Below are 15141 nucleotides of genomic sequence, written 5' to 3' on the forward strand. Positions count from 1 at the left end.
ACCACTAAAAACCAACTATGAAAAATCGAAAATCTACTTTGCGTCTCCTGGGGCTTTTTATCTGCTTCACGATCATTTTTAGTGCTGTTTATGCCCAAGAGGAAGACGCGGGCAGGAGTGGAAAAGTAGAGGCCGCTTATCTAAAAGAAGCAGAGCAACTGACCAAAAACAAGCAAATTCAAAAAGCTTTTCAGTCCATTTTGACACAAAACAAACGCAATCGGGACGAGCTCATTATGTTGACGGAGATTCCCGCCCCGCCGTTTTTAGAAACCAAACGCGGCCTTCGTTTCGCTTCAATGCTCAAAGAAGCGGGCGCAGACTCGGTTTGGACGGATAAAGTGGGCAACGTAATTGCGCTGCGCAAAGGCAAAAAACGCAATCGTACCGTCGCTCTTGACGCCCACTTAGACACGGTATTCCCGCTTGAAACCGACGTAAAAGTAAAAATCAAAGGTGATACCCTCTTTGCCCCTGGCATAGGCGACAATACCCAAGGGTTGGTCTTGGTGGTGTCGGTTTTGAGAGCACTGGAAGAAGCTAAAATAGAGACCGAAGCGGATGTATTGTTCATAGGCTCTGTGGGCGAAGAAGGATTGGGTGATTTGAGAGGTGTAAAATACCTATTCACCGACCAAAGCCTGCGCATTGATTCGTGGATTGCCGTGGACGGCGGAGAGCTTGGGCGGATGAGCAACATGGGATTAGGTTCCTACCGTTATCGGGTTACGTTCAAAGGCCCCGGTGGCCACTCGTGGGGGGCATTTGGTTTGGCCAATCCCCAACATGCCTTGGGTTCAGCCATCCATTATTTTTCAAAAGTCGCCGACAAATTTACCCGAACGGGCGCCCGTACCAGCTATAATGTAGGCAGAATCGGCGGCGGTACGTCGGTCAATTCCATTGCTTTTGAGTCTTGGATGGAAGTGGATATGCGCTCCGAAATTCCCGAAAACCTCAATTTAGTGGACTCGCTTTTAAAAGCATCGGTACAGCAGGCCCTTCAAGAACACAATGCCATGAAACGCATGGGGCCAGCGCTCACGGTCGAAATCAAAAAAATCGGCGACCGTCCTTCGGGCGAGCTTCCCGAGAATTTACCCCTCGTTCAGCGCGCTATGGCCGCCATCACTACTTTCGGAGTGATCCCAAAAATAGGTCGTGGTTCGACCAATTCAAATACGCCTATTTCAAAGGGAATCCCTGCTGTTACCCTAGGACGAGGGGGTAAATCAAGCAATGCGCATGCCCTCAACGAATGGTGGTACGATGACGAAGCCTACAAATCCATTCAGGCGGCATTGCTGACGTTGGTTTCTGAAGCAGGAATGGTCAATCCTTAATTAAAAACTGTATGAAAAACTACCTCCTTATCAGTTTAATACTCTTTTTCAGTCAAACAAAGGCCCAATTTTTCAAGAAAGACAATGGCTTGGCGCATACGTTTTCGATTGTAGCTCGTGACGAAAAAACGGGAGAAATCGCGGTCGGTGTTCAAAGCCATTGGTTCAGCGTGGGTACCTCTGTTTCGTGGGCCGAAGCGGGAGTTGGGGCCGTGGCGACCCAATCATTTACCAACAAATCGTTCGGAATCAGGGGTTTGACATTGCTAAAAGAAGGCAAAACAGCCCAACAGGCGTTGGATATTCTGCTGTCTGATGACCCAGGCAAGGAAGTGCGGCAAGTCGGGATTGTGGACGCAAAAGGAAACGTTGCCAATTTTACGGGCAAAAATTGCGTGGATTTTGCGGGCGATTTAAAAGGCAAAAACTACGCCATACAATCCAACATGATGCTGACCAAAGAGGTGCCTGAGGCTATGGCAAAATCGTTTGAAGCCAATGCCCAACTGCCTTTGGCCGAGCGGGTGCTGGAAGCCTTGAAGGCGGCCCAAAAAGTCGGAGGTGATATTCGAGGAAAGCAATCGGCGGCTATTTTGGTGGTGAAAGGCGAAGCAACGGGCAAACCCTGGGATGATAACCATCTGGTGGATTTGCGAGTCGACGACCACGCTGACCCGTTGGCCGAAATGGAACGATTATTAAAAACCCATCGAGCCTACGAGCACATGAACAACGGCGATTTGGCCATTGAAAACAACAACATGACCTTGGCCATGCAGGAATACGGAGCGGCCATGAAAATGTTCCCCAAAAATCTGGAAATGCAGTATTGGACGGCCATCACCTTGGCCAACGGCGGCAATGTACAAAAAGCCGCTTTGATGTTGCAAGCCATCTACGCCAAAGAACCTAACTGGCGAAAAATGACCCGAAGGTTGCCCAAGGTAGGATTGCTGACGGTCGGGGAAAAAGAGTTAATGCTGTTGCTGAAATAGCAGTGCCTGTCTCACTGAAATAACATAAAAGTAAACAGACCCCAATATGAAAAATAAACTGCTACTGACTATTACGGCATTTCTATGGTTGAAATTGGCTTATTCGCAATCCTCTCAACTCCCCGACTTCTTAAAAAAAGACAGTATTCAGTCCTCATTGGACGGAAACGTGCAGGTATTTTATTACGGCAAATCTACCTCATCAGAGCTTCAACCTTTGATTGTAGCTTTACACTCGTGGAGTGGTACGGCAGATTCTCAAAAAGAGATATTGGTGGAACAAACCCAAGCCAAAGGCTGGAATTACATTTTCCCGGATTTCAGAGGAGTCAACAACCATCCCAAAGCCTGTTGCAGTGAATTTGTGATTGCCGACATTGACGAAGCCATTGATTGGGCCCTGAAAAATATGAACGTAGATAAAAAGAAGATTTACGTAGTAGGCAATAGTGGTGGTGGATATGCTACAATGGCTATGTACATGAAATCGCGGCATACTATCGCTTCATTTTCAGCTTGGTCGTCTATTTCAGACTTAGCAACTTGGTATGGCGAGTCGGTAGAACGAAAAAACAGGTATGGCCCCGAAATCATCAAATGCACGGGCGCAGGGGAGGTATTCGATGCCGAAAAAGCCAAAGAACGTTCACCTTTATTTTGGAAAACACCCCTTAAAAAACGCAAAAATAGTCGACTGCAAATCTATGCTGGCATTCACGATGGCTACACGGGCTCAGTACCCATTTCTCATTCCATCAATTTCTACAACAAACTCCTTGCTGACGCTCATGAAAAAGACAAAGCTCGCTATGTGTCGGAAGAAGATGCCGCTACGATGCTTAAAACGCAGACATTCCCAACGCAAAACTCGCCAAGAACGATAGAGAATCGAGCTATTTTGTACCAAAAAACATCCAAAAAAATCACACTGACCATTTTCGAAGGAACGCACGAGATTTTGAAGAGTGCGGCTTTGGATGCGATTGATGCGCGCTAATGTCCGTTGTTTTCTTAAGAAGGATTATTCCTTGCTTACTGCCGTTGTTTTTGGCGGAGAGCTAAGTTTGGCATAAAATAGCAGGTCTAAATACCCTGCATGATCTTGCAAGAAAAAATTGGTTGATGTACAAAAAAATGGCCTTAGCCATAATTTTGACTGAATCTAAAAAAAGAATGTAGGTTAAGTTTCATCACTTCAAGTAATCTGCAAATCAGCCCTTGCGTTTGCTTAAAGCTTAAGCCCAGTACTGCTTTGATTGACAAGGTACATTGCAAGTATCAGAATAGCAAGACACTCTTCAGGGAGCCGTGGGTCATCGTAATCCCACTTAGCGAAAGTTTATTCGATGTTCTCAGGGCTTAATTAAGCATCATAATCAGATTCGTTGCCACAACATAATCCAAGATATACTCGGTCTGGCAGCAGATTTGGCGGCTATTAAGGCTGATTTACAATAGTTAATTTTCAATCGGCTCTCTACAGCGCTTCATTGTTCCAAAGCTACTCTACTTTGCTTTTTATCATTCATTTAGGACCCCTTACCTAAGTTTTGGGGAAAATAATTAGGTGAAACATTAAGAATGGAGTAGAATTATTTTCAAAAACACGTATTTCTACGTAGTGACTCGTTTTTATATTTTGAGTCCTAATAATTGGAGCAATAAAATAATCAGGTATGTCAAGTAAGGCGTTAGGTAGACGCCTATTCTTTGAGCGTAGCTTCGCATTAATCTAGGAGAAAGTATGAACTATACGCCAAAGCCGCATGAACTACTAAAACCATAGCCTTTTTCTATTTTTATTCAAGAAAATAGATGTCAGTTTTGGTCTATTTATGTGTTTTTTTTAGTATATATTTTGAGGTTAATATCGCTTTGTTTGTGTTGTACAACGAAGTTTTAGAATGATAGCGTGTTCATAATAGCACTTTTTAAGGACTATTTGTGGAATTTACTCGCCTGATTTGTGCGATAAATTACAAAATCAGAGTATTTACCTATATTGTATATTTATTCTATTTTGATTTGAGGGTATGATTGGTAGGGATATAAATATGTTTCTTATCTGCTTGGTATATTTGTTTAAATGGCAATCAATGCCTGAGCTGAAAAATAAAATCTGCATACCGTTGGATAAGTTTTTTTGTTTTTTTTTATTAAAATGCTCAATTTTAACCCATAAGCTGTCAATAGTGATGATTAATTGACATACTGTTTTTGCAAGTTCACCTAATTGTGAGTGAGTTACCAAATTGTTTCCTACAAGGAATACCGTAATTGCCAGCATTGTGAATTTGTGTATTTTGGTATACTAGTTATAGACGGCATGGCCGTACCCTACTTAATGAGAAAAAATATAATTTTACCTTTTAGGTTAATATTCGATGTGATTTCGGATATTTTAGCCGCATTTTTAGAAAAAAAAATGAGTTGGGCTAAACCGCGAGGAATTTCCTCTCCTGCGGTTTTCCAGCCCTCGGCTTCTCCCTTCGTTTTTGTAGGTGTAATCAGTAAAAAGATATCCTGTTTTTAGTAATCACCAACCAACGTATACATACCTATGCCGTGGTTTGTACTTTATACTAAGTCAAGAAGTGAGAAATTGGTAGCCATTGCCCTGCAAAAAAAGGGTATTGAAGTCTACTGCCCACTCATGAAGAGACAAAAGAAATGGTCTGATCGGGTAAAGATTGTGGAGGAGCCGTTGTTTAAATCCTACTGTTTTGTGAACCTGAGAGAAGAAGAAAGAAGCTTAGTTTTTGGGGTTTCGGGAGTGGTGAGGTATTTGTTTTGGTTGAAAAAACCCGCCATTGTCAAGCAAGCCGAGATTGACATAATTAAAGATATGCTTAATGATTTTGACCACGGTAGTATCGAGGTTGTGAGCTTAGCCGTGGCAGACCGCATAAGGATAGATTCTGGGGCATTCATTGATCATGAAGCCGAGGTAGTTTCAACCCAAGGTCGAAAAATTATTGCCAAAATAGACTCTCTGGGTATCTGTATCGCCATCGACAAGAGCAAGAATAAAATTAAGAAAATTCAGGCAATTGCCTAGCTACGTTTCCTCTCATATGGAAGGGGAAAAGAGTAGTTAATGACATACATTGTACATACACGATTTTTATCCCTAACGGTGCGTGTATTGCATTTCAATAAAACCTAGATCCTATACCAAAAATGGGATTGAAAGGGCGAAGCCGTAAAAAAACCTTTAGTTTAAAATTAGCATTTTGTTTTTACTATATATTTGATAATCTTCCTGATATGCAGTAAAAAACCCTTAATAGTACATTTATGATACGTTATATTCAGACTCAACCTCTTCTTCTACTTTTGGGCATCGCCGTGATTTTCCAGCTGTCGTCTTGCACAACGGTTCAGAAAATTACCCCTCCCAATTTGGAATATTTTCAAACAGAAAATGCCTCCTTCCCAGCTTATTTGGAGACGAACCTGCCGCAGGTTGCCAAGATTCAAAAAGATGATATTTTAGCCGTTATTGTCAGTAGTCTCAATAAAGAGTCGAATGAAATACTCAATTTTACTAATATCAACACCCTGCCCGTATCGGTATTCTCAGGAAACGTGGGGGGCGGTTCGCAGCCCTTGGGCTATCCCGTAGATTCATCAGGGACAGTCGTGATTCCTTTGATTGGTAAAATAATGCTCGGTGGTTTGACGCTGCAAAAAGCAGAAGACAAAATTCGGCAAGAGCTAGAAAAAAGCATTAAAGATCCAGTGGTCAATGTGCGTTTTATGAACCATAAATTCTCCATTTTAGGAGAGGTAGGTGCGGTAGGTACGTACAATTTGTTGGATGAAAGAACGACCATTCTGGAGGCTATTGCTTTGGCAGGCGATTTGACTATTTATGGTAAGCGCGACAGCGTGACGGTGATTCGCTACGTGAACGGAAAACGCGAAATCGGTAAAGTGAATCTTCGCAACCGAACGGTGTTTACGTCGCCTTATTTCTATGTTCAAAATGGGGATTTGATTTACGTCGAACCCACCAAAGACAAGTTTATTCCGTTGCCTCCACAGCCCCAGGCGCCACCGCCAAGCGTGTTTCTCCAACGAGCGCCCATTTACCTGAGTTTGGTCTCTACGGTAGTCATTTTGTTCAGCCTTTTTGCCCGTTAAGCCCAAACTGATTTCAGCTTTATATTAGAACAAAAAACTAGCATCTGAAACGATTTTTCCTCTTTAAAAGCCGCCTATCATGAACAATGACAATACAATTAACGAAGAGCAAGATGAAGACTTGGACATTCTTGGTGTCATATTCAAATACTTACGCTATTGGTACTGGTTTGTACTTACTGGAGCCATTGGAATGGGATGGGCTTATCAATACCTCCGACAATATACGCCAGTCTATGAGGTAAAAGCGTCGTTGTTGATTAAAGACGACCGCTCAAAACGATTTAGTAATGATATTAAAGACGAGTTTTCTCTCAATGACCCCAAGGTAATTGATAACGAAATCGAAGTGCTGAAATCAAGACCGTTGATGGGAAAGGTAATTGATGCCCTCAACCTAACGGTTTCGTACTGGAAAGAAGGCTCGGCCCGTGATGAGGAGCTACATACCAAAAGCCCCATCAAAGTAAATGCCAAGGATTTGACGGACTACGCCTACGGAAACCCGCTGTACATCAAGCCGTTTGATGATAATAAGTATCAGGTAGTAAGTGCCGACCAAAATATTTTGGGAACGTTTGATTATAGTCAGTTGGTAAAAACCCAACACGGCACTTTTAGGGTATTTAAGAGAGATAGTGTTAGTATAGTAGACAGTACGCCCATCAAAGTGCTTTTTCAATCCAGAGAGGGTCTAATTGGCGGCTTGGCTGGGAGCCTTCAGATAGCCCCCCTCAAAGAATATTATTCGACCATCATTTCTATTGGATTGCAAACGACGGTACCCGACAAAGGAAAAGATATTCTTAACAAACTCTTGGAAGAATACGCTTTTGGGACCCTAGAAGACAAAAACCGGGAGGCAACCAACACCCTACGTTTCATTGAGGAACGCCTAAAATTGGTAACCTCCGAACTCGGAGATGTGGAGCAAAATGTAGAACAGTACCGTCGTAGCCAGGGTATTACAGACCTCAGCTCGGAAGCAAGCCTCTTTTTGGGAAAAGTAGAGGAAAACGACGCCAAAATCAATGAATTGGATATTCGAGAGAACGTACTCAACGAGGTAGAACGATACCTCAATAGCACCCAGGTAGGAAACATCGCCCCCGCCACCATGATGGTAAATGACCCCGTGCTGAATTCTTATATCGACCAATTTGTGCAGTTGGAAGCTGAGAGAAGCAAGCTCGCCCAAACCGTTCAGCCTGGAAACCCTTATTTGGAAACAATAAACAACCAAATGAAAAATGTTAAACAGGCTATCCGTGAAAACCTCAACAACCAAAAGGCAAACATACAGGTGAGCCGGAGAAGTTTGGAGGCACTCAATAACCGTCTTTCGGGCTCCATTTCTACCATTCCGCGCAAAGAAAGAGAGTATGTGGGTATCAAACGACAGGCGGGAATAAAAGAGAATCTGTACCTATTGTTGTTACAAAAAAGAGAAGAAACGGCGCTTTCTTATGCCTCGACCGTGACCGACAGCCGGGTGATTGAAGCGCCCTTCCTCACGGGGCAGATTCGGCCAAACAATAAAAATATTTACATGATGGCTATTTTATTGGCGTTGGTTATTCCTGCTACCATCATAGCCACCAAAGAGCTACTTACGAATACCGTTCAGACGAAGAAGGAAATAGAAAGAAAAACGGGCTTGAAAGTGTTTGGTGAAATTGCAATCAAACCAAAGGAGGATAAAGGCGAAATCATTGATACAGGTAGCCGCAGTTTCATCAGTGAACAGATCAGGATGATTCGCTCCAACATGAAATACATCCTCTCTAACGATATACACGAGGGCATTGCCAATGTGATTCTTTTTACGTCATCGACGGGTGGAGAGGGTAAAACCTTCGTGGCGACCAATATCGCGGCGTCGTTGGCGCTGCTTGACAAAAGAGTGGTTATTCTTGGATTAGACTTGCGCAAGCCCACCATTCATTCGTATTTAGGCGTTGCCAATAAAAAAGGGATTTCTAATTATTTGATTGGAAAAGCAAAGGCCGAAGATATCGTTGTAAGTACTTCTATCAACAATGTTTATTTGGCACCCAGTGGGCCTATGCCTCCCAATCCCTCTGAGTTGATTGCGAACGGACGCATCAAGGACTTAATTGAAGAACTTAAATACTCCTTTGATTACATCATTATGGATACTCCGCCCCTTGGTTTGGTGACTGATGCTACCCTTTTGGCTTCTTATGCAGAAGCGACGTTTTACCTGATACGTCACAACAAGACTCCTAAAATGTTTTTATCAACCATAAAGGAGTTGGACCGAAAGAAAACTTTCAGATCATTCAATCTGATTTTTAACGCTGTCAACATCAAAAAATCGGCAGATTATGGCTATGGCTACGGCTACGGTACCCAATATGGCGGCTATTACGGAGAAGAAAAAAGTTCGAAAGGCTGGTTTGACAAATTAATGGCTAAAAAATAATATCCTGTCACTCAATATTTATTTTTTGTTTTGGAGGCAAGAGTAGACTTCTGATTCCGTTGCTAAGTGCGCTTAATAAGTTTTAGTATATCAACACTTTACCCTATTTTAACACTTTACCTAACACCGGTTTTTACCGCTGATACCGATGACCCATCGGCAACTTAACTTCATTGGAACAAACGTTCCAATCTCAGGAATATCAAAAGATATTTTGGAGATGCCCGTGCCCAGTTCGGTGTGTAAAAACGCCGTAAATCAGGCCATACCCGCTTATTTGTTGAAGTTTGGCTCCCCTAGTTCTTGGAGTCAAGTTGAGGCAGACGTTGTTTTGATGCGTAATTTTTCGCTTAAGAGCCCCAATTTATATCTGGATGAGTTGATGCTCCAAAGATATAATCCAAATGTTGTGTTGGAAAAAATCAGAGGGGCACTTGGCGTTAATGGGTGTTTTGCCCTTAAAATTGTTACGGCAGAAAATATTAAATGTGAAATTCAGAAGGACATTTCCCCTTTCTTTCTTCGTCTTTATTATCCAGTGCACTTTTTGTTTAGGAGGGTTTTGCCCAAACTAGCTGGATTTCATACGTTTTACCGGAAGCTCCAAATCCCCGTTGATATGTCGAAGGCAGAAATAATGGGGCGCCTAATCTATAATGGCTTTCAAATAGTAGATGTAGTAGACGATTGTAAGGAGACACTAATCATTGCTAAGATTAATCGTAAGAGTAACCCAAGTTTGACCAATCCAGAGGCGAGTGAAGGCGTGGTATTTAAGATGAATAGAATAGGTAAAGGGGGGAAAATGATGACCGTTTATAAATTTCGCTCCATGCACCCTTACGCTGAATACGTGCAGGAATACTTGCACAGTACGCAAGGATTGGATGCTGGTGGGAAATTTAAAAATGATTTTCGGGTAAGTACGGGAGGTCGGCTCATTCGGAAATACTGGATTGATGAATTGCCGATGCTATACAACCTACTTCGGGGTGATCTTAAATTGATTGGCGTCCGGCCCATCAGTGAGCATTACTTTGGGCTATACCCCGAGAAATTACAAGCTCTTCGTAAAAAACATACTCCGGGATTGCTGCCACCTTATTATGCAGATTTACCCGAAACGTTTGAAGAAATTGTACAGTCTGAACTAACTTATTTGGAGGCTTACGAAAAGGCACCTTTCAAAACGGATGTAAACTATCTGTGGAAAATTTTGAAAAACATTGTGATTAATAAAGCCCGTAGTAAATAACGGATGCGAAAAAGATGACAGGAGTAGAAGCCCCAAATAAAAAAGTCGCGGAGGTGATTCAGATGGTTGATTTGAAGGGGCAGTACGCCAAAATCAAACCTTCAATTGATGCAGCCATTCAGAACTGTTTGGATAATGCCACTTTTATCAAAGGCCCACAGGTTGCACAGTTTGAGGCTCAATTGGCCGATTACCTTGGCGCAAATCATGTAGTTTCGTGTGGCAACGGCACCGATGCCCTCCAAATAGCGATGATGGCATTTGGACTCAAACCGGGTGATGAAGTGATTGTGCCAGCGTTTACTTACGTAGCCACAGCCGAGGCCATTGGATTGCTAGGGCTTACCCCCGTGATGGTAGACGTAGACCCCTTGACATTCAACCTCAATCGAGAGCTTGTAGAGGCCGCCATTACGCCCAAAACTAAGCTGGTGGTGCCCGTACATTTATTTGGTCAATGCGCCGACATGGAAGGAATACTGGACGTATGTGCGGCCCATCAAATAGCCGTTATTGAAGATGCCGCACAAGCCATTGGAGCCACGTATCGGTTTGTCGACGGTACCACAAAGAAGGCAGGAACGCTCGGAGATATTGGGACAACCTCATTTTTTCCCTCCAAAAACCTTGGTTGTTACGGCGATGGCGGTGCTGTATATACGCAAAGTCCGGAGTTGGCAAGGAAGGCAAGAATGATTGCTAATCACGGACAGGAGAAAAAATATATCCATGAAATGATTGGTATCAATTCAAGATTGGACTCTCTACAAGCGGCGATTTTGACCGAAAAGCTGCGGTATTTAGATGAATATACCCACGCGCGCCAAAAAGCCGCCAGCATGTACGATGCAGCATTGGCGGAGGTAGCGGCGGTTGAAATCCCGTTTCGAGCCGATTTTTCCACCCACGTCTTTCATCAATATACTTTGAAAGTGCCCGCACAAGACCGGGAGGGGTTGCAGGAATACCTGCGGCAAAGAAAAATTCCGAGTATGATTTATTACCCAGTACCGCTCAATCAACAGAAAGCATACCAACACTTAGGAAGAGTGATGGGCAATCTGGCCGTAACTCAAGAGTTGTGTAAGCAGGTCATTTCTTTACCGATGCACACCGAAATGACCGAGGCGCACATTGCTTATATTTCGGAAGCCATTGCCACTTATTTTTCCTGAGATTTTACGTATGGAGCCCGTTTTTATACACCCTACCGCCGTCGTAGACGAAGGTTGCGAAATAAGCGAAGGAACCAAAATATGGCATTTTTGCCACATTATGCCCGATTGTAAAATAGGACAAAACTGTAACATTGGTCAAAACGTCGTGATTTCGCCTGGGGTTATCTTGGGAAATAATGTGAAAGTCCAAAACAACGTCTCGATTTATACGGGCGTCACCTGCGAGGATGATGTTTTTCTAGGGCCTTCGATGGTATTTACCAACGTATCCAATCCCCGAAGTGCCATCAACCGTCGTGGACAGTATGAAAAAACGCACGTAGGCAAGGGGGCCAGTATCGGAGCCAATGCCACCATAGTATGCGGACACGACATCGGAGAATATGCGTTTATCGGAGCTGGTGCCGTAGTGACCAAAAATGTTCCTCCGTACGCGCTCGTGCTCGGAAATCCCGCCCGGCAAGTGGGCTGGATAAGTGAATATGGCCACCGTTTGAGTTTTGATAATCATGGCTTTGCGACTTGTCCAGAGAGCGGGACGGTGTACAACCTCCACCAAAATATTGTATCCGCTATTCGTTAATTTCAATACCCTACTTCATGAACACATTTGCAATTATTGGTGCGGCAGGCTTTATAGCACCCCGTCACATGAAAGCCATCAGAGATACCGAAAACGTGCTGTTGACGGCATTTGATAAGTCAGATTCGGTAGGTGTAATGGACAGTTATTTTCCCGAAGCTAATTTTTTTACTGAATTTGAACGCTTTGACCGGCACGTTGATAAGCTGCGCCGCGAGGGAAACCCCGTCGATTACGTGAGTATTTGTAGTCCTAATTACCTTCACGATGCCCACATCCGTTTTGGGTTGCGGAGTCATGCCCACGTGATTTGCGAAAAGCCGCTCGTGCTCAATCCTTGGAACATTGACGCATTGAGCGAAATTGAGAGCGAAACGGGGAAAAGGGTTTATAACATCCTGCAACTCAGACTACACCCAAGCCTCATGGCCCTCAAAAAAAAGGTAGAAGAAGGCCCAGCCGATAAAATTTATGATATCGATTTGTCTTACATCACGTCAAGAGGCAAGTGGTACAATATCAGTTGGAAGGGTGATGTAAGTAAATCAGGCGGAATAGCCACCAATATCGGCATTCATTTTTTTGACGCGCTTACGTGGATTTTTGGCGCGGTAAAGCGGAATATCGTGCATTTGCACGAAGCAAATTCGGCGGCGGGCTATTTAGACTTGAAACGCGCGCGCGTACGCTGGTTTTTAAGTACCGACTTCAACACCTTGCCCGAAGAAGCAAAATTGCGCAACAAAAGAACCTACCGCTCTCTGCAAATGGAAGGCGAAGAAATTGAATTCAGCGACGGATTTACTGACCTCCATACCCAAAGTTATCAACATATTTTGGACGGAAACGGGTTTGGTTTGTCCGAAGCTTACCCTTCAATTGAAATGGCGCATAATATCAGAATAGCTCCTATTGTTGGCTTAACGGGTGATTATCACCCTTTTGCCAAACGGACCTTAGAGAAGGTTTAATAGAGGAGGTGATTGAAAAGTAGCAATTAAATAAGAAAAATGCAGGTTGCCGACACAAAAAAATACGCGAACGCCATTGTCCCGAAAGATGCATTGTTTGACCTTCGTTTGAAGGAAATATGGCAGTACCGTGATTTATTGTTGCTGTTTGTAAAGCGAGATTTCGTGGCCAAATACAAACAGACAATTTTAGGGCCCATCTGGTTTTTTATTCAGCCCATATTTCAAACCGCCATTTTAGCCCTTGTTTTTGCAGGCATGGCCAGTCTCTCCACCGACGGCGTTCCGCCTATCCTGTTTTATCTAGCAGGCATTACCTGCTGGAATTACTTTGCCAACTGCCTGCGTACTACTTCTAACACCTTCACGGCCAATGCGTCCCTGTTTGGTAAGGTGTATTTTCCGCGGGCGGTCACGCCGTTGTCTATTATCATCAGCAACCTGATTCAGTTCGGGATCGGACTGGTGTTGTTTTTGTTGTTGTATCTCTATTTTGTAGTAACGGGTGCGACTTTATCACTCAATGCGACAATGCTGTTCTTGCCCGTGCTCATTGTGTTGATGGGGCTGATGGGGCTGGGGTTGGGAATGTTGGTATCGGCCATGACCACCAAGTACCGAGATTTGCAGTACTTAGTGGATTTTGGGGTGCAATTGTTGATGTACGCCACGCCCGTGATATTGCCGCTTTCGGCCGTACCCGACAAGTACCGCCCTTTGATGCTGGCCAATCCCATGACGGGCATTATTGAAACTTTCAAGTACAGTTTTTTTTCAACAGGAACGTTTTCTTGGGAGCTTTTGGGTTACTCGGCTGGATTTACTTTTGTGGTATTTCTGTTGGGACTGGTGGTATTTAATTATACCGAGAAAAACTTTATGGATACGGTCTGATAAGTAGCTGAAGAAAAGAAAAAGTATTGAACTATAACATAACGACAGGAATAGCAGTCTGAATGAAACCCATTATTAAAGTAGAAAATCTCTCTAAACAATACCGCCTTGGCACCATCGGGACGGGCACGCTCAGCAACGACCTAAAACGCTGGTGGCATAAAGTGAGAGGGAAAGAAGACCCTTTTTTGACCGTAGGCGAAAGCAATGACCGAACTTCAAAAGGCAGCAGTGACTACGTATGGGCGTTGAAAGATATTAACTTTGAAGTAATGCCTGGAGAGATTTTGGGCATTATTGGCAAAAACGGTGCGGGGAAATCAACGCTCTTAAAAATACTCTCAAAAGTAACTGGACCCACCACGGGCCGTATTCTGTACGACGGGCACATTGGCAGTTTGTTGGAAGTGGGTACGGGCTTTCACCCTGAACTGACTGGGCGCGAAAATATCTACCTTAATGGGGCTATTTTGGGAATGACAAGACACGAAATACGGGCCAAACTCGACGAAATAATCGACTTCTCGGGCTGTGAGCGTTACATTGATACACCCGTAAAGCGCTATTCAAGCGGGATGACCGTACGTTTGGGCTTTGCGGTAGCCGCGCACCTAGAACCAGAAATTCTGGTGGTAGATGAAGTATTGGCCGTGGGAGATGCCGAATTCCAGAAAAAAGCCATTGGCAAAATGCAAGATGTTAGCCGCAATCACGGCCGGACGGTGCTGTTTGTGAGTCATAATATGGGAGCGGTGAAGAATTTGTGTGATAGATTGGCCGTATTGGAAATAGGAAGGGTTGATTTTGTAGGTCCTGTACAAGAAGGAATTGACAGATATTTAGTGAACGAACAGCGCAATAGGGGATATTTTTGGGAAAGGGATACTAAAGAAACGATTGATGAGAAAACTAAATTACAAATTCTTGAAATAAAGCAGACTTATCAGAGTAATATACTAAGCTTAGTGATAACTTATCGGAGTCTACAAAACCACAGAAATGCTTTTATTGCCATTGATATTTTAAACCAGCAGGGAATTGCAATTATGCAGGCATTGCCTACGGTTGAAAAATTTATTCCTTACTCAAAGGATGAGAAAGAAATTACGATACAAATATCACTTCCAAAATTAATTCCAGGGGAGTATTACACCACAGTTTGGATTGGAAATCACAATACTGAGACATTAGAACAAGTAAATTTTTCAACTTCTTTTGTTATATCGGATTCTCCAACTCAAGGAAGAGTATTTCCTCATAGCACAGATCATGGCTTTATTGTTCCAGACTCCGTTTTTCAAATTTAAGGAAATTTCTATACAATTATAAA

12 protein-coding genes are annotated in these 15141 nt (G+C 43.4%); all 12 read left to right on the forward strand.

Annotated elements, in window-relative coordinates; genetic code table 11:
* Positions 1 to 17 precede the first annotated feature (17 nt).
* The 12 genes from GVN20_RS26505 (at position 18) to GVN20_RS29825 (ending at position 15118) form a co-directional block, all read left to right on the forward strand.
* A complete protein-coding gene (locus GVN20_RS26505) occupies positions 18 to 1343 on the forward strand; it encodes a M20/M25/M40 family metallo-hydrolase (protein WP_166561243.1) in 1326 nt (441 codons plus the stop codon).
* An 11-nt stretch (positions 1344 to 1354) separates the two neighbouring features.
* Complete coding sequence (locus GVN20_RS26510; RefSeq protein ID WP_166561244.1) at positions 1355 to 2338, forward strand: DUF1028 domain-containing protein; 984 nt, start codon at positions 1355 to 1357, stop codon at positions 2336 to 2338.
* A gap of 46 nt (positions 2339 to 2384) precedes the next feature.
* The gene (locus GVN20_RS26515; protein ID WP_166561245.1) at positions 2385 to 3335 is read left to right on the forward strand and encodes a S9 family peptidase; all 951 of its coding nucleotides are present in this window, start codon (positions 2385 to 2387) and stop codon (positions 3333 to 3335) included.
* A 1563-nt stretch (positions 3336 to 4898) separates the two neighbouring features.
* A complete protein-coding gene (locus tag GVN20_RS26520; protein WP_166561246.1) occupies positions 4899 to 5396 on the forward strand; it encodes a UpxY family transcription antiterminator in 498 nt (165 codons plus the stop codon).
* 239 nt (positions 5397 to 5635) lie between these two features.
* Positions 5636 to 6484, forward strand: a complete 849-nt coding sequence (locus GVN20_RS26525) for a polysaccharide biosynthesis/export family protein (RefSeq protein ID WP_166561247.1) — start codon at positions 5636 to 5638, stop codon at positions 6482 to 6484.
* A 79-nt stretch (positions 6485 to 6563) separates the two neighbouring features.
* Positions 6564 to 8930, forward strand: a complete 2367-nt coding sequence (locus GVN20_RS26530) for a polysaccharide biosynthesis tyrosine autokinase (RefSeq protein ID WP_166561248.1) — start codon at positions 6564 to 6566, stop codon at positions 8928 to 8930.
* A 148-nt stretch (positions 8931 to 9078) separates the two neighbouring features.
* Entirely contained in the window at positions 9079 to 10185 is a 1107-nt protein-coding gene (locus GVN20_RS26535; RefSeq protein ID WP_166561249.1) for a sugar transferase, read from the forward strand.
* A 14-nt stretch (positions 10186 to 10199) separates the two neighbouring features.
* Positions 10200 to 11360: a DegT/DnrJ/EryC1/StrS aminotransferase family protein gene (locus tag GVN20_RS26540; RefSeq protein ID WP_229599192.1), complete on the forward strand. Its 1161-nt coding sequence runs from the start codon at positions 10200 to 10202 to the stop codon at positions 11358 to 11360.
* A 10-nt stretch (positions 11361 to 11370) separates the two neighbouring features.
* Complete coding sequence (locus GVN20_RS26545) at positions 11371 to 11946, forward strand: acyltransferase (protein WP_166561250.1); 576 nt, start codon at positions 11371 to 11373, stop codon at positions 11944 to 11946.
* A gap of 17 nt (positions 11947 to 11963) precedes the next feature.
* Complete coding sequence (locus tag GVN20_RS26550; protein WP_166561251.1) at positions 11964 to 12917, forward strand: Gfo/Idh/MocA family protein; 954 nt, start codon at positions 11964 to 11966, stop codon at positions 12915 to 12917.
* Between the two features lie 39 nt (positions 12918 to 12956).
* A complete protein-coding gene (locus tag GVN20_RS26555) occupies positions 12957 to 13811 on the forward strand; it encodes an ABC transporter permease (protein WP_166561252.1) in 855 nt (284 codons plus the stop codon).
* A gap of 62 nt (positions 13812 to 13873) precedes the next feature.
* A complete protein-coding gene (locus tag GVN20_RS29825; protein WP_166561253.1) occupies positions 13874 to 15118 on the forward strand; it encodes an ABC transporter ATP-binding protein in 1245 nt (414 codons plus the stop codon).
* The last annotated feature ends 23 nt before the right edge of the window (positions 15119 to 15141 follow it).

Origin of the sequence: Runella sp. CRIBMP, assembly GCF_009905605.1 — a bacterium.
GTDB lineage: Bacteria > Bacteroidota > Bacteroidia > Cytophagales > Spirosomataceae > Runella.

Excerpts from the sequence above, each read along its gene's own strand:
- GVN20_RS26555 (WP_166561252.1), top strand. The coding sequence starts at position 12,957 with ATGCAGGTTGCCGACACAAAAAAATACGCGAACGCCATTGTCCCGAAA.
- GVN20_RS26520 (WP_166561246.1), top strand. The coding sequence starts at position 4,899 with ATGCCGTGGTTTGTACTTTATACTAAGTCAAGAAGTGAGAAATTGGTA.
- GVN20_RS26525 (WP_166561247.1), top strand. The coding sequence starts at position 5,636 with ATGATACGTTATATTCAGACTCAACCTCTTCTTCTACTTTTGGGCATC.
- GVN20_RS26530 (WP_166561248.1), top strand. The coding sequence starts at position 6,564 with ATGAACAATGACAATACAATTAACGAAGAGCAAGATGAAGACTTGGAC.
- GVN20_RS26505 (WP_166561243.1), top strand. The coding sequence starts at position 18 with ATGAAAAATCGAAAATCTACTTTGCGTCTCCTGGGGCTTTTTATCTGC.
- GVN20_RS26515 (WP_166561245.1), top strand. The coding sequence starts at position 2,385 with ATGAAAAATAAACTGCTACTGACTATTACGGCATTTCTATGGTTGAAA.
- GVN20_RS26540 (WP_229599192.1), top strand. The coding sequence starts at position 10,200 with ATGACAGGAGTAGAAGCCCCAAATAAAAAAGTCGCGGAGGTGATTCAG.
- GVN20_RS26550 (WP_166561251.1), top strand. The coding sequence starts at position 11,964 with ATGAACACATTTGCAATTATTGGTGCGGCAGGCTTTATAGCACCCCGT.
- GVN20_RS26535 (WP_166561249.1), top strand. The coding sequence starts at position 9,079 with ATGACCCATCGGCAACTTAACTTCATTGGAACAAACGTTCCAATCTCA.
- GVN20_RS26510 (WP_166561244.1), top strand. The coding sequence starts at position 1,355 with ATGAAAAACTACCTCCTTATCAGTTTAATACTCTTTTTCAGTCAAACA.
- GVN20_RS26545 (WP_166561250.1), top strand. The coding sequence starts at position 11,371 with ATGGAGCCCGTTTTTATACACCCTACCGCCGTCGTAGACGAAGGTTGC.
- GVN20_RS29825 (WP_166561253.1), top strand. The coding sequence starts at position 13,874 with ATGAAACCCATTATTAAAGTAGAAAATCTCTCTAAACAATACCGCCTT.